The 15,082-nt window shown below is 63.9% G+C and carries 5 protein-coding genes; 2 read left to right on the forward strand and 3 right to left on the reverse strand.

Annotation, left to right across the window (positions count from 1 at the left end; translation table 11 throughout):
• Positions 1-19: 19 nt before the first annotated feature.
• Positions 20-1,012, reverse strand: coding sequence for a SctD/MshK family protein (locus AC0L3N_RS24445; RefSeq protein WP_473549936.1), 993 nt, complete (start codon positions 1,010-1,012; stop codon positions 20-22).
• Positions 1,013-1,130: 118 nt separating this feature from the next.
• Positions 1,131-1,313, reverse strand: a complete 183-nt coding sequence (locus tag AC0L3N_RS24450; RefSeq protein WP_095491776.1) for a hypothetical protein — start codon at positions 1,311-1,313, stop codon at positions 1,131-1,133.
• A 247-nt stretch (positions 1,314-1,560) separates the two neighbouring features.
• Between AC0L3N_RS24450 and AC0L3N_RS24455 the strand changes: the two genes are divergently transcribed.
• Together AC0L3N_RS24455 and AC0L3N_RS24460 are read left to right on the forward strand one after the other, a co-directional pair.
• On the forward strand, positions 1,561-2,391 hold the full coding sequence (locus tag AC0L3N_RS24455) for a MurR/RpiR family transcriptional regulator (protein WP_473550014.1): 831 nt from the start codon (positions 1,561-1,563) through the stop codon (positions 2,389-2,391).
• A gap of 87 nt (positions 2,392-2,478) precedes the next feature.
• A complete protein-coding gene (locus AC0L3N_RS24460; protein ID WP_473549937.1) occupies positions 2,479-14,139 on the forward strand; it encodes a LysM peptidoglycan-binding domain-containing protein in 11,661 nt (3,886 codons plus the stop codon).
• On the opposite strand, the gene AC0L3N_RS24465 is transcribed toward AC0L3N_RS24460, so the two are convergent.
• Positions 14,115-15,074 carry a LysR family transcriptional regulator gene (locus AC0L3N_RS24465; RefSeq protein ID WP_123149000.1) on the reverse strand — a complete coding sequence of 320 codons (960 nt, stop codon included), beginning with the start codon at positions 15,072-15,074 and terminating at the stop codon, positions 14,115-14,117. The two genes, AC0L3N_RS24460 and AC0L3N_RS24465, sit on opposite strands and share 25 nt — an antisense overlap.
• Between the last annotated feature and the right edge of the window lie 8 nt (positions 15,075-15,082).

Below are 15,082 nucleotides of genomic sequence, written 5' to 3' on the forward strand. Positions count from 1 at the left end.
GGCCCTTCAAGCCGGCGGTTCACGGATATTTCAGCGCGACCGTAGCGCCGCCCTTCGTCAGGAGAAGTTCCGTCTCGCCAATGTGCTTGATGGTCCAGCCGTCATTCGTGAATGCACCTTCATGATAGCGTGCTCCGTCGGCGGCGATGACGTAGGGCCGCTCGCCATACCAGATCGCCTGCAGCCTCAGGCGCGGAGCCTGCTCGGCGTTGCCGATCATAACATTGGAGACGAGGGGAATGTGCGCGCCGAACGTCTGGTCGAACCAGGATTGCGTTTCGGTCCAGGCACCATCCTTGTCATTGGGGATCATACCCGAGACCACGAGCCGTCCAGGTGATCGCTGAACAGCCAATGTGCTGATGCCAGATTGATCGAGGCGCAGCCTGAGTTGGCTTTCCGCTTCGGCGGCACTGGGTATTTGCGTTGGCGATGAATCGTTCAGCCCGGCCTCGCCAGCAAAGGCCACTCTGATCGGTTCACGGTCTTGAGCGGATATGTTTTTGCCAATGTCGGGCTTGGCGAGAGAGAACCCATTCGCAGCGACGGAGACAGCGAACACGGCAAAGAGAACGCTGCCTGCAACCAGGAGGGGGCGATCAGAAACGGACCAGCGATTCGGCGGGCGTTCTGGGTTGATCAGCCGGATATGGGCATCGCCGATACCTATCGTGAGCGGCAGCTTGCAGCGGCTGCCCTGGCCCTCATGGATGATCTCGCCCGTGGCGAGTGTGACGTCGCCGCCGACGGCTTCGATTTCAATTTGGCTGCCCTTGCGCCGCAACCTTGCGTGGACCGGCGCGATGCCGGCATCCCTGAGGACAATGTCGGACTCCGTGCTGGAGCCGACAGTATACAGAGGCTCGACCAGACTAAGTTGGGCGCCCGCGTGAAATCCACGAGTTACGCTGAGCGCAATGGAATGTCCGGATCCCGGGGCGTGGGCGATAATCGAACGGAGCCGGCGCGCGGGCGCTGCATCCCAATATTTGCCGATAGAATTAGCGGTCATGCCACTTCATCTCCCGCCGATGACAACTCAGACGCAGCCTGACAGCGGCGTCGAAATATTCCTGCCGTGCAAAGTACGCCGCCGGTTGCTAGCGGCGGCGCAGGGTTCGAGAATCCCCTTAGGCCTTTTCAGCCGACTGGCCGAGCGTCCTTGCGGTGCTCATCAGCATGTCATGTTGGGATTTTGCGATCTCTTTTGTGATCTCGAGGCTGAACATGCGTTCCTGATGCTTGATCATCTTGTCCAGGTTCTGTTCCGGCGACCCGGCAGAGCCGGATGTAACGGGAGGGGTAGGCGCCATGATTGTCTCCTTGAGGGACCATTCAAGTTACAAACCCCGGAATCACGACGATGCGATCCGGCAGGTTGCGAAAGCAGCTTAAGGCAGCATGATCGAAAATGAAAGTCCACTTGGAATATATGGACCACTTCAGTTCCAACTGTTGCATTGCCGCCATTCGGGGAGTAATCTGCCATAGGGGTGAATGGGGTATTTTAGAATGGAACAAGGTCCTTTGGCGGAGCTGTTGGTCGAACGCTTCGAGAATATGCCGCCGCAGTTGCGGGTCGCCGCGCGTTTCGTGCTGGATCATCCTAAGGATGTCGCGCTGATGTCGATGCGCGAGCAGGCGCACCAGGCCGGCGTTTCGCACAGCACGATGATGCGCTTGGCGCGATGGCTTGGCCTTGAAGGCTACGAGGATATGCGCAGCCTTTATGCGCGCGCGCTGCGTGAGACAGGCGCCGGTGAGCCGGCGCGACAGGGTATGGGGCAGGACGACGGCGATCCGGGATATTCGACTGCAGGGGTCGTCGCCGACACGCTCGCGGCGCAGATTTCAAGTCTGGGTGAGTACGGCAATGCCTCGCAATTCGTCGCCGCCGCCGAGCTCCTTGCACGATCACGCAATCTGTTCGGTCTCGGCTCGCGATCCGGTTATCCGGTTGCGAACCACTTCGTTCACATCATGTCGTTTCTGGCTGGCGGTGACCGCAAGGTGACGCTTGTCGGCGAGATGGGCGGACATGGTCTGGATGCCTTGCAGGGTGCGGGACGGGACGACGTCCTCCTTGCTGTGGGCATGTCGCCTTATGAACGCACGACGATCGACGTGGCGCGCCAGTCGGCCAGGCAGGGTGTCGGCGTGGTGGCAATCACCGATAGCAGCGTGTCGCCGCTGGCCCGGATCGCGCGGGAGACCATCATCGTTACGGCAAATTCGCAGTCGTTCTTCCGCAGCATGGCGCCGGCGTTCGCCGCCGTCGAGATTCTGGCGGCACTGACGGCCGCGCAGTTTGAAGTGAATGCTGCAGAACGAGTAAGACAGTCGGAAGAGCAACTCGCTGCTTTCGGCATTTATTGGAAGCCGCCCCGGTAGGCACAGGGCTTCCACTGTCGGGCGCGGGGGCGTTGACGGCAGGCAGACTGCCTGAACCAGGACTGGACCGGCTCCGGAGGTTGTTTGATGATCCGCCCGATTAATACCGTCAAGCCGCCGCCGCCCAGGGTCGATCCAAAGGCCAATGCCGAGCAGACTACGCGGCTGCAGGCGGAAGCCACGAAATTGCAAAATGAAATCCGGCTCGCCAACAAGATGGGTGAGGCCGACGCGGCCGCGGGCGCCCGCCAGCGGCTGACGCAGGTCAATGCGGAACTGACGACGGCACAGCCGACTGCCCCGGCGGCGCAGCCAGGACCGGTGGCGCCTGCCGCAGTCACCGCAGCAAACGGCAACGGCGGCACCACCGCCGCGCCTGCGCTTTTCACGACGCAGAATTTCGGCGGTACGCCAAACCTCCTGCTGACCAGTGGTGAGCCCGACGGCGGCGGTGTTTCACCGGAAGTCACCACGGCGCAGGACATTCTCAAGGCGATCGAAAGCGGCAAAAGCATCGACAACATCGCCGACGAGCAGGGCATGTCTCCCGAGGAGGTGGTGGCGGCTCTGAATGCCGGCGACATGACGGCGATAGCGAATGAACATGCCAACGGCGACACCCGTACGGTGGTGATCACCGGCGGCAGCGGCCGCACGATCACCGAAAACCAGGATTATCACCACGGCGGCTATTACACCGAAGTGACGGGTCCCAACGGACAGGCGACATCCTCGCCGATCCGTGACGATCTCGGCCGCAAGGAAACCACCAGTGTCGACGCGCAGACAGGCGCGATCACAACCACGTTCGTGGACGACCTCGGCGACGGCTCAGTCACCGAACGCACGACGAATCCCCAAACCCGTATAACCACAACCACCGAAACCAACGGAGACGGTTCCGTCACTGTCACCAAGAGCCTGCCGAATGGGTCGACCGTGGAGACGGTGACGCCCGCCGGCGGCCCCGCATTGCCGGTAACCACGGTCACGGGTCCGGACGGCGAGGAGACCATCCTGGCGCATTCGCAGGCAGCGGACGGCTCTGACGCGCCGTCGATCCAGGAACAGCTTGCCGAAGGCAAGAGCTTCGAAGAAATCGCCGAGGCGAGCGATCTTACGCCCGAGCAGGTGATCGCCGAACTGAATGCCGCCGGCCTCGAGGTGACGCAGGGCGGCGACGAAGGCGAGACCCTGCAGATTGTCGTCACCGATCCGACTACCGGCAAGACGATCACCTACAACAACGACTACCATCACGGTTCGCGCTCGGTGACGACCACCGAGGGGAATACCGAGACGACCGACATGGTCAACGGTAACGGCGTGACCACCCACATCGAGCACAACACCGAAACCGGCGAACAGACCACCACCATCGTCGACCCCAGGAACAACACCGAGACGTCGATCGTCTTCGACAAGGACGGCCGACGCACCGAGACCATCGTCGAGACGCTGGGGGATGGCGAGCCGATCGACTACGAAGTCAAACCAGGCGACAATCTGAGCGACATCGCCGAGGCGCATGGTGTGACACTGGAGGATCTCGCCGAGAGCAATCCGGAACTGTTCACCTCTCCGCGCGACCCCGACCTTATTCACCCGGGAGAGACGGTGGTGATCGAGGGTGCCACCAAGACCACCCTCAATGTGACGTTTAACGGCTACACGCTGACCACGTCGCCAGACGGCAAGATCACGCTGACCAACGATACGACCGGCGCCGTCACGGATATCGCGGCCGGCACCGCGCAGGAAGCGTTGGCCGAGTTGTTGCTGGACATCAACCCAAACAGCAATGACCCGGAACAGGCCAAGGAAGACCAGATACTCAAGACGACGCTGGACGGCATATTCGGCGGAGCGACGCCAGAGCTGACCACGGAGGCGCTTGAAAAGCAGCAGGCCGTGGTCGCTGCAATGGAATTGTATGGTCGGGGACAAGACGCAACCGGCGCGACTCTCGACGGTGGCCCCACGTCGGTTGGTCCCTACGGGAACCCACCATCACCCACGGCTCCTTCGGGCGGGAAGTGGGTGCCATTGCTGGTCGACGGGAGCTGGAAATGGTTCGACCCGGAGGTGGCCAAGGCGATCGCAGCCGAGAACGTGGCGATTGCGAACTTCGGTGAGGCAGAAGCAAAGGCTGCGCAGAGCGCGGCACAGCTCGACGTCTATGCGCTGGACCCTGAATTCAAGAACGCCATGGAGGGTGCCGAGTCGACGCTCGACGAGGCGTTGGCGCCTTATGGACTGGAGTGGAAGCCGCCCGAGCCGAAGGGCACCCTGGCAGATGCGCAAAGCCGGTTGACCCTCGCCAACAACGCGCTTGAAAGCGCCAGCACTGCCCGGGCCGAATACGAGCAGGGCCAGACGTCACTTCTCGAAGCGATCGACAAACAGGTAGACCTGCCGACGCTCAGCGATCCCAACCAGACGGCTGTCAGCAGCCCGGATGGCCCCAGTGCCGAGGAAACCAACCAGCAAGGAAAGGCCGCGCACGCGGAGGTCGCCGAGCTCTTTACAAACGTTTCGCTACACACCGCCAACGGCAACAGGGCCACGATCGATCAAATGATCAGCTCGACCGAGCTGGAGCTGAAGCTTACCGATGCCAAGCCTGGAAGCCCAGAATACACGGCCATCGAAGAGCGGCTTGAAGGTCTGCAAACGCTCCAGGGGGCCGCGGCCAATCAGGTGATCCTGGCCGAGGCATATCAGGAGTATGGGGTTGCACAGGCAGAGGCGGCGGATCTTGCCGTAACCATGGAGCCTCTCAAGCAGCAACTGCTTGCGCATGCGCAGGAAAGAAGCCCGCACCATTTCGATTGGGAAGGGTATACCAATGGACATGGTGACTTTACTGGCAAGATAAAATCGCAGGACATAGTCGAGGAGAACGGTCAGCTCTATGTCGTTACCGTCTATGAGAACGCCACTTTCACCGACGAGAACGGGGATGACACGAACGTACATAAATCTGCCCTGACATACGACCTCAACGACGAGGGTATCAGGGAAGATTTCCGCAACGATCCGCTCAACAAGCAGTGGCAGGAGATGCTGGCCTCGACGCAAGACATATCGTCGGCGCCGGTATGCACAGCCAACGGAATGGGATCGCAATCGGCGCTGGACGCGGCCAAGTCGAAGATTGTCGGCGTGCAGGTCGACCAGCTTGATGCCGGGCTGAGAGATGCGAAGACGGCGCTCGTCGATGCTACGACGGCACGCGACCAGGCGATCACCGACTACGGGCCAGGAACCGTAGAGGCGCCCGCTGGCACGCTCAAGCCGGGCGAGACGGCGGTGAAGATCACGGTGAACGGCCGCGACCTGTGGGTCGCGCCGGAAGTTGCCGCGGCCTACGAAGAGCAGGGGCCGGGCGCGATCGGCGACAGCGGCAAGTGGGTCCAGATCGAGATGGACGGCCAGAAGCTGTGGGTGCACCCCGAAGTTGCGGCCGCGGAAATCGATCGAGGCCAGGCGGAGACCGAAAAGAACCAATTGGAGGACTGGGAAGAAAACGTGCGGCCGGCGATGGTGGCTGGGCGCGACTGGTACGCTTTTTCCGCAAGCCACCCCAAGCTTCTCGAATACGGTTCCGCCGAGCATGAGGCGAAACTCAAGTACGAGTATTTTGAAGAACACAAGGACCAGGCGCTGGCTGGATATCAGGTCCAGTTCGAGAACCTCTACGAGGCCGGCTTCACCGGCGAATACGAGACATATACGCCGGACCAACTCAGCACTGCCGTTGGTCAGACCCTCGGGCTCGACGCGCCGAGTGAAGACGTCCAAAAGGTCACTGAAGAAATCACCGACCGCGCCGGCGACGACGCCGAGGTCAAGATCGTGCCGGTTTTCTCCCTCGACGGCGGGAAGGAATCGACGACGGCTTTGTTCGCGATCAAGAGCGGCGGCGACGAAATCGGCTATGTCGACAGCTCGGGCAAATATTACAGCAGCTTTGACGAATTCCAGCACGAGAACCGCATCTTCAGCGAGAAGGGCAATCTGGTCATGGCCAAGGGCGGCGACATGTCGCTCGGCGAGGATGGTTTTTCGCTCGACGAACTGGAAGTGGCCGACGCGCGCAAGGTGGGTTTCTGGGACAAGGCTACCGACATTGGCCTTGGCATCGTCGCCGGTGTCTCCACCATCGTCTCGTTCGTGCCAGGCGGCCAATGGGCGATTCCCATCGCGATCGGCTCCGGATCAATCCTTGGCGGCAAAGCTCTGATCAAAGAGGGTGATCACCTCCTGCAGGGCGGTGACTTCGACAGCCAGTCGGCCTGGAATGTCGCGACCGGCGTAACTGCATTCCTGCCAGTGGGCGCGGGTGCCCTGCGCACATTCGGCTTGGCAAAGACCAGCTTGTCCAGATCCCAGGCTTTCGCGGGCGGCTTCGGGATGACCCGCATGAAGGATGCCAACTGGGGCATCGGCCGATTCCAGGTGAACGTAGAGGAGGCCTCTTATGCTGGTAGGGTCACCGAATTTATGCAAAACGGCAACAAGCTGACCAACGCTGCGTGGAGCCTCGATGCCGGCGCTGTGGTTACCGGCCTTCCGTTGCTCGGCAAATCGGTGGAAGATCTGGCGGCGCATGGCGGCGAGATGTCCCTGCTCGAGCTCGCGAACGCAGTCATGGGCATAGGCGTCGGCAGTGTCGGCACAGGCCTGGGCGGCCGCTCGCTGTTGTCCAACATGCCTGGAACGGGCGGTACTCGGAGCGGAACTTTTCCGGATTCGGGGCCGCAACCGCGGGCCGTCTACGAGATGGGCCCTGACGGTGTCTACAGGCCCACCGGCGAACAGGTCATGCCGGACCCAGATGAGATCATCATCGATGGCGACGTGGTCGGCGAAACGTCCGGCCAGCAGGGGCCTGGTTTCGGTGCCCGGAACGGTTTTGACAACACGGGAGGGGCTAACCGTCCAACCGGTCCACGGGCGCTGCCGGCCGGCGAGTCCGACGGCCCGAACCCGCCGCCACCCACGGGCGGCAAAGGTGATCCATCAGGCGGCGGACAATCGTCGCGGCCGATGGTCGTGCATGAGCAAGGCACCGACGGCGTCTATCGCCCGACCGACAAGCTGGTCTTCCACGATCCCAGCCACCCGGTGATCGAGGGGACGGTCGTCAACGTCCACGATGAAGGGCCGAGCGCCCCGGGCGAGCGCGACCATCCCGAGAATGTCAGCGACCGAGGCGCCCAGGAAGCGCGCGAGCAGAATGTGCGCCCCCCCGCCGACGGCGATCCGATCGTGGTCCCGCCGGTCCGCGGCGACGGAACGACGCGCCCGGCCGAGAGCGGCTTCCGGCTCGTCTGGGACCCGGCGACCAAGACGTTCACCGGCATGCCGCGGCCCAATCCCGCGGAATACGTCTACACCAGCGGCAAGGATCCGCAGCAGACGGGCTATCTCGACGGCGCACGCCCTTCCGACCCGGCCGTGCTGGCCACCCCGGACGAGGTCCTGCTCCAGTCGGAAACGGAAACACGCGGGGCGGAAGGCACCCGCCCGCTGATGCGCTACACTCTCGGCAACCGCCATACCGGCGAGATGCTCGTCGATTTCAACCTGCCGGAAGGGCAGAGGGTTGTCGCCATACCCGAACCCAAGGCGATCACGGCCGCGTCGGAGCCGGTGCCGGCTGCTGTCGAGCTCGACCCTTCCTTGCCGGTGCTTTATCTCGGCGCCGACGGCCGCTGGACGGCCGATCCGAATGCCCGCACCGAGCCACCGGCCGTGACGGACACCGGGCACCCCAGCCCGGCTCGGCCCGACGGCACGCCGATCATCAATCGTTTCTCGTCAAACCCGTACAGCTTCGGCCAGACGTTCAATGCCGCCAAGGCCGGCCTGCGGCGCATCGGCACGCGTTACGCGAATACCGAACCCCGCTATGACTATCCGAAGCTCGGCGAGCTGGTCGACAGCATCTATCACCGGCCGGTTGCGCAGGACGGCGTCACCGCCGGACAGGACATCTATGTCGAGGCCGGCGGCAAATACCTGCCGGCCAAGGTCGTCGTCGCCGGCCCGCAGGCGAGCATGACCCGCGACATCGTCCCGCCGGGCGAGCATGCGACGGATGCCGGCTACCTGGGTTCGGGCCAGACCGTCGAACGCGCCAAGCGCGGATCGATAACCACGCCGAACGGCCAGAACAGGGTCAACACCCCGGCACGGGAAGTCCATACGTTCGATCCTGCCAAGAATCCGGAAGTCAGCCATCGCTCGGCGCTCGGCGAGACCCTGGCCACCACCTTGCCGGCGCTTCCCGACGATGCGGCGACGCCCGCGCCGACATGGACGCCCGAGCAGCTGCAACTCGTCGGCGACTACCTCAATTCCCTCGAACGTTCCAGCGATCCTGTCGTCCGCGATGCGGTGACCATGACCAGAGTGCAGCTCGGCGGCAGGAGCCTGCCTCAGTCCGGCACGGAGATGACGCCGGCTCAGCATCATGCGCTTGGCGAAATGCTCAACGCCGACCGCAACAGCCCGTTCACCGGCTCCAAGCCGGCCGGCCAGCTTTCGATGAACGGCCTGACGACCCTCCAGGTGTTCAGCGCACAGGGCAAGCTGCCGCATCTGTCGCCGGGAGAAGTGATCGACCAACTCGGCCTGTCGTCCGACGCCAGGCTGTCGCGCGGCGAGCAGTTCCTTACCGCCGGGGCGCTGCCGGGAGAAGCCGGCTGGACCGACGCCGGCCGCGGCATCGTCGGCGATTACCTCAAAACTGCGTCACGCTCCACCGACCCGGACCTTGCCGCCGCGGCAAATGCCGCCTCGCCGTTTTTCAAGGGGCGCGCCACCAAGCCCGGCAAGGCGGTGACCGCCGCGCAGCAGGATGCGCTCATGCAGGTCGTGCAGGCCGACCGTGGCAGCACGTGGGTCTACGGTCCGAAGCTTCAGCCGGGCTCTTCGTTCAAACCCGCCGGCAAGCTTTCGCCGGAGGGCCGCTACAATGAGAAGGTTCTGTCCGGCCACGACACCTGGACACCGTATCTGTGGCGACAGATGCGCGGTTACGCCGCCAACCAGCAGAAATCCGCGGACCCCGCTGTCCAGTCGCTCGCGCACGCGCTGGAGAACGCGCTGCCCGCAAGCAAGCCCAGGGCCGGGACCGAGATCAACAGCGAGGTGCCCGTCCTGCTGGAGCGGTTGCTGGGTGCCGACGAGGCGAGTTCTTGGCGCGCCCCGACATTCTTCACCGACGCACAAGGGGTCTGGCGGTCCGACCGCGCCACCGTTTCCTGGTTCCTGCAGGAACACGAAGCCAATGTCCTGGGCGGCCCCGTGCTGAACGACATGGCGACCAACGGCGCCCTCCTGGCTGCCGGGTGGATCCTCGGCCCCGATGGCCGCACGATCACTCTCGGCGGATCGATGCTCGGCATCGGCCTCAAAGTGCCGCTGCCCAGCCGGCAGGTCTATGGCGAACTCAGCCTGAAGAACAACGGCCCGGACGGCGGCACCGGCTTCCTGCTCCCGGTCCATCCCAACGACGCGAAGGGCCAGAAACTTTTCGTCAACGGATACCGGCCGAATTTCGCTTATGACGAGGCGGCTGCTCCCTCCGCCCAGTGGGTCGCATCGGCGCCGATGCTGTCGAAGAACACGTTCCAGAACGAAAAAGCCGCTGGCGTTTCAGTATCCATCTTTGGCTTCTCTCTGAGCGGGGCCTACGTCAATCGCACGCTGCGCTATCTCGGCGGCGAAGGCGGCCGGCCGGGATATACGCACAGGGAGCCTGGCCCGCTCAGCCAACGGGCAGCCTCTTTCTGGGAGGAGGCCGCGAGAGGTGGCGCCAGCCACTATAGCTCCGAAGGCAAGGTGCCTGGTTTCGAGGATCGTCTCCTCTATCGCAACTACAACGTCATGGCGCCCTTCGGAGGCGGCAAGGAACCCTGGCGCGGCAGCCCCGCCTTCGAGGGCGTTCCGCGCGAGGCGGGCACCGGGCCGCTCAACCGCCTGGACCGCAAGGACCACGGCGCCGGTCTCGCCCTGAACTTTAGCCAATGGCCGATAACGACGGTGGAACTCGGCTCGGTGAGGAAGGACCTTGTCCCGCATGCCCGTACCGCCCGCGCCCATCCGGGATCGTCCGAAGGCGCGCAAAAGGTTTTCTCCGCGCTGGACACCTCGGGGGGGCAACTGACGCCGGACGTTCTGCAGCATCTCGACGCCTATCTCACCGAGGTTGCGGCATCGCCGCACGGCGATTTAAGGTTCGCTGGTCAGCGCGTGTCGGATGTGTTCCCGGAACTGGGCGTGGCGCCATATCCGGACCAACTCGCCTCCGCCGGCGGGCGACCAGACGGCATGAGCCGGCCAGCATGGAAAGCGTTGCGGCAACAGCTGGACCAGCAGGCCCGCAGCGAGCTGACGCCCACGCAGGCGCATTACCTCAACCGGCTGCTCGAGCAGGACGTGCTGCACAATTCGCCGCCGACCCCGCCGGCGCTGGGCTCGGGACCGCCGGATGGCACCCCGCCGCCATTGGGCCCGGGGCCGTCGACCCCGCCGGCACTGGGCTCGGGGCCGTCGGATGGCACCCAGCCGGCATTGGGCTCGGCGCGGTCGGAAAAAACGCTGCAGATCGTCGACGAGAATGGCGAAACGGCCACCGTGAGGTATCTCGGGACGCCGCCCAAGAGCGCGGAGAATGTCTATGTGCCGCCGGCCGATGCGCCGAGCGCGCGCGGCGACGAACCGGAGTTGATGCATAAATCGCATATCCTGTTCCGGGATCCCGAAACCGGAGAGCCCTATGTCCTGCCATGGACGCGTGGTGCTTCCGATGACCATGTGCCGGGCAGCCTTGGGCATCCCGAGGACGGCAATCTGCCCGTCGACGGCGCCGGCGACCCTGCAAGACCCTTGCGCGGCAATGTCGGCCCCTATGTTTTCCGCGCCGATACACGCGCGCCGAGCGAGATCAGGGACGTAGGCGGCTTCTCGCCGCCGCCGCCGACAGGAATCTGGGTGGACAACCCGCAAGGCATCGTCCTGAGCAACTATGTGCTCGGCAATACCCATGGCCGTTTCGTCGGCACCAGCCAGTCGATCTCGGGCGCCAAGGCTTTCGTCTCGGAAGAGTCACGGGCCGCACGGCAGCAAGGCTATACCTATCTCTATACGCTCAGTCCGAGCAGACCGCGCCTCCACGTCCCGACCGAGTTCGAGGCGATGGGCCGGCCCATCGGCGACAGGATGGCCCGCGTCGACGAGACTGCAATCGACGGCAGCATACCATGGAGCGAGGTCCATGGCTGGCGGATGATGGATCCGGACGGCAACTTCGTCGGTGAGTTCACGCGCAATGAGGATGCCGTCGCGCCTGGCGGATCGACGCAGAAACGCCCGCAGGTGATCTTGCGGCCGGCCGACGAGTTCTGGGATGCGCCAGCGCAGGCCGATGCGCCGCCGCCGGTGGTCGAGGTGGTCGTCAACGAAACCCCGGCCGTGACTGGCGAAACGCCGCCGACAGAGAATAGTGCTGCCGAAACGCCGGCCGCGACATGGCCGCCGGCGCCTGACCGGGGCAGGGTGGTCTTTGACCCTGCCAGCGGAAGGATCATCAGCCTTGAGCTTCCGGTGAGTTCCGCCGCGGAGCCGGGATTTGCCGCGCCCGTGCGGGCGCCGACCGGGCCGGAGGTCAGGGCGCTTGCAGCCGATCAGACTTCCGAATTGACCGGCACGCAATTGCACGCCATCAAGCCGGAGCACATCGCCAAGCTGGCGCCTGAGCAGGTGGCAGCACTCAGCCCCGAACAGGTCAGGCAGCTGACGTTCGATCAACTTGCCGCGCTTCGGCCGACGCAGTTGCGGGCGCTGGGTGGCGAACAGCTCCAGGCGATCAGGCCAAGCAAATTGCAGGCTGTTGCCCCTGGCCGGATCACCGGCTTGCGGCCGGATCAGGTCGCGGCCTTCTCGCAAGAGCAACTCGCCGCCTTGACCGTCGAGCAGGTGCGAAAGCTGACGCCCGACCAGATCGCCAAGCTCAGTGATGAGCAGCGCAATGCCCTTACGCCGGAACAAGTCGCCGCCATGCGGCCCGCCCAGTTCGGCCATCTCAACGCCACCCAGTTCGCGGCGCTGGACCCAGGTCTCGTCGCGGCACGCGATCCCGCGACAATGGCAAAGATGTCGCCAGGCCACATCGCAGCACTGACGCGGGAGCAGCTTGGCGCTCTGACCATTCATCAGATCGAGGCGCTGACGAAACAACAGATATCGGCGTTGACGCCGAAGCAGCTTGGCGAATTGAGCCCCGGCCAGTTGCGCAAGTTCACGCCCAAGCAGTTTGCCTGGATGTCGACGGAGCAAACGAATGCGCTTTCCGTGTTGCAGATGACGACTTATCGGGCGACCCACAAGAAGGCCATGACGCCGGATCAGACTGCGGCCGTTGACCAGGCGTTGAGCCATGCCCGCTTCAATGAGAATGCACAGTTGATCGCGACCTTCGGTCCAATGGCCGGCTCCTCCTACACGGTATGGCAGATCTTGCCACCGCATTGGGCCGCGACAGCTGCAGGCGTTGCGTTCGGCGTGCGCGGCGTCGTCTTCAGCGCGCAGTCGGTCTTTCCGAACGCCACGGCAAATCACAAGCCGCTGGGACGCGCCCTCAACGCCGCGAGCGGGGCGTCGTTCATCTTCTCGTCTCCAGGCTCGGCCGCCGGGCTGCTGCGCGGCGACAATGTCTGGGTGAACGGCTCCTTCTCACTGGGCAATGTGGTCTACGGCACGAAATCCGCGCTGCAGTCGATCGCCGGACGGCCGGTGTTGCGGAACGTGGCCGAGCATCTGGCCGGTCCCGGTTATGTGTTTGGTTCCCTTCTCTACACGGCACAGAACCTGCACTCGCCGCTGGCCGCGACGGCGGGCGCCTTGTTCACCGTCGGCAGCGCCGAGTTCTGGGTGTCGGCCGCGCGCACGGATCTGCTCAATCGCCGGGCCGTGCCGAGGACGGCAGAGCAGATCGACGCCCGCGCAAAGTCCGACGCGCGGTGGGGGATCGCCGATCGCATCGCGCTTGGCGTGACCTTCGGCGTCGGCATGCTGCTGTTTGCCTGGGACGCGCTGGACGACCAGCCATGGAACAACACCGGCAAGACGCCGGCAACCGACCCGACCGCGCCGGGCGACACACCTTCCGGCGTCGATGGCGCGCCTCCGGACGAACAGACCGCGCCGGGTAACGATCCTTCCGGCGTCGATGGCGCGCCGCCGGACGAACAGACCGAGCAGCCTGATCCCGGGACGCAAACCCCGCCGCAGGACTTCCCGCAGCTCGCCGTGCTGGCCGATGACGGCCTGAACATGCGGACCCAGCCTGACGGGGATTCGACCGTGGTGACGGTTCTGCAACCCGGCACTTTCGTCGAGCAGACCGCCGGACCCTCGACAGACCAGTCAGGAGACGCCTGGATACCGGTCGAGGGTTTCGGGCCGGATGGCGAAATGCATAGCGGCTGGGTTTCCGGCGATCATGTCGAGGCGCATGCCGACGGCAGCAGCAACCCTGCGGGCCGCACCAATCCAACGCTGGAGAAAGACGGCTACCAGTGGGTCGAGGTCAAGAACGGCGACAGCATTCGCCTGATTGCCAGGACCCATTCTGCGGATGTGGCCGAGACGGTGGTGCTCAACATGGATCATATCCTGAGCCCGGATGTGATCTTCTCAGGCGACCGCATCTACCTGCCGGCCACCTTGGGTTGAGAAACCGCGGGCCTAAGCTTGTCGGTTCTCGCAGCATAGGCATGCGCAACGCAGCCGGCCAGCTTTGCCGCCCGCTCCGCTATCGGATTGGAGGGTTCGGAAGAGTAGGAGGCGGTAAACTGCAGGTCTGACGGGTGCCATTCGCATTCGACGATGCGCAGTTTTCCGCTTGCGAGATAGTCCTGGACGACTCCCTCGGGCAGCGAGGCTATGCCGATTCCGTTGAGTGTCATGGTGATGGAAGCGGCCAGCGAATTGGCCGGAAAGATGCGCGGCGTCTCTTCGAATTCGCCGGTGAGCTTGCGGTAGAGTTCGCTATAGGGTCGCGTGGTGCGCGCGTAGCTGATGATTGGAAACTGCATCAGGTCGTTCAGCGTCACCTTGCGCCGGTGAGGCAATTCCAGCAGCGGCGAGCAGACCCAGACAAGCGGAAAGGACGGCATCTCGATATTCTCGATGCTGTACTCCAGGACAGGGCCCATCAGTACCGCAAGATCGAGCCGGTGTGACATCAGTTCGTTGCGAAGGGTCGTCGTCGCATCGACGACGATGTCGGTATCGACAAGCGGAAAGTTTGCCTTCAGCGCCGTGAGGAAATCCGGCAGCCAAGTGTGCACGATCGTTTCGGCGACCCCAAGCCGCAGCACCCTCGTCGTCTCTGAAGTCTCTGAAAGAGAGCTGGCCATCAGTTGCAGCCGCTCCGCTACCCGCAGAACCCGTTGGGCAGGTGGTAAGAGCCGCTGTCCCTCGGCGGTCAGCCTGACCGTGCTGCTCTGCCGCTCGAACAGCTTGGCGCCAAGCGCTTCCTCCAGCCCAGCAATTCGGGTGGACACCGCCGGCTGTGTGGTGTTCAGGCGTTCCGCCGCCCTGCGAAAGCTTCCGAAGGTCGCCACCAGGAGAAAGGTTTCGAGCTGCTTGATGTTGAAAGGTATCACGATTGGGA

It is taken from the genome of Mesorhizobium sp. WSM4807 (genome assembly GCF_055811615.1).